Source organism: Neisseria sp. N95_16 (genome assembly GCF_002551535.2).
Taxonomy (GTDB): domain Bacteria; phylum Pseudomonadota; class Gammaproteobacteria; order Burkholderiales; family Neisseriaceae; genus Neisseria; species Neisseria brasiliensis.
Genome location: NZ_PDBT02000144.1, coordinates 1 through 1,429 on the forward strand (window position 1 = coordinate 1; position 1,429 = coordinate 1,429).

2 protein-coding genes are annotated in these 1,429 nt (G+C 42.1%); one reads left to right on the top strand and one right to left on the bottom strand.

Annotated features, from left to right (window positions below):
* Positions 1-171: helix-turn-helix domain-containing protein (locus CRG49_RS14195; protein ID WP_157807890.1), on the bottom strand; the 171-nt coding region annotated here is incomplete at its 3' end.
* A gap of 224 nt (positions 172-395) precedes the next feature.
* Between CRG49_RS14195 and thrB the strand changes: the two genes are divergently transcribed.
* On the top strand, positions 396-1,316 hold the full coding sequence (gene thrB / locus CRG49_RS12890) for a homoserine kinase (protein ID WP_095503796.1): 921 nt from the start codon (positions 396-398) through the stop codon (positions 1,314-1,316).
* Positions 1,317-1,429 lie beyond the last annotated feature (113 nt).

The following is a 1,429-nucleotide window of genomic DNA, read 5'->3' on the forward strand; positions in this document are numbered from 1 at the left end:
CTGTTGTGCTTTTCGGTAACAGTAGGTTCCGTTGACGGAATGCCGTCTGATTTCCCGACTGACGGTGGCGGGATGACAACCGATGTTCTGTGCGATTTGGTTTAGGGGTAGGTTGCGGTAATGTCTGGAAATGTAGTATCTTTGGTGTGAGGTCAGTTGTGTGTAGGTCATATTGCAATCTTTCTTGTCAGGAAAGGCAGTATACTACCGCATACTGGCCTTTTCTGTTATTGGAAATTGCACTTGTTAGGCGAATGTAAGGGCTTTTAACTTGTCTTTTTACGACATATTTCTATCAGAAGCCACAGCTTTCAGACGGCCTTGATGCTTATATAGGGAATTTTTTGGTATGATTCAGGCTACTTTTATCTTTTTTATCCATCAGGCTTTTGATTATGTCGGTCTATACGAGTGTTTCAGATGATGAGATGCGTGCGTTTCTCACTCAATATGATTTAGGTGATTTTATTTCTTTGCAAGGTATCGCCCAAGGAATTACCAACAGCAATTATTTTTTAACTACCACAACAGGGCGATATGTATTAACTATATTTGAAGTACTCAAACAAGAAGAATTGCCTTTTTTCCTACAATTGAATTTACATTTAAGCAATAACGGTGTTGCCTGCCCAGCTCCGATTATTCGTAAAGACGGTAAATTAGATTCTACTTTAGTTGGCAAACCGGCTTGCTTGGTAACTTGCTTGAAAGGCTCCGACACCAGCTGGGCGACGGAAGCTCAATGTTTTAATACTGGCGCGATGCTGGCGAAGATGCATTTAGCCGGCCAAGACTTTCCGTTAACGATGGAAAACCCGCGTTATGATCGCTGGTGGCATGAAGCCTGCACTCAGCTCTTACCCGTTTTAAGTAACGAAGATGCACAGTTATTGCAACAGGAAATCGCTTTTTTAGATCAAAATTTAGGCCATCACCTACCTTCCGGCATCATTCATGCTGATTTGTTCAAAGATAATGTTTTGCTGGATGGTGAACAGGTTGCCGGCTTTATTGATTTTTATTATGCCTGCAACGGTAACTTTATGTATGACTTAGCAATTGCGGTAAACGATTGGGCACGAACAGCCGATAATCATTTGGATGTATCTTTACGTGATGCCTTTATTAAAGGTTACGAAAGCATACGGCCATTATCTGATGAAGAACGTGCTTACTTCCCAATTGCCCAACGTGCAGGATGCATTCGCTTTTGGGTATCACGCTTATTGGATTTCCATTTCCCACAATCTGGAGAAATGACTTTCATTAAAGACCCAAACGCTTTCCGCGATTTATTGTTGAATCTAAATGCATAATTAAAAGGCCCTTACATTCGCATTTCAAGTGCAACGCTCAAATGCCATTGGCAAGGGCTGCTGAAAACAGATCACCCGGTGTCTCATAGTCCAATGTCTTTCTCGGTCGGCGG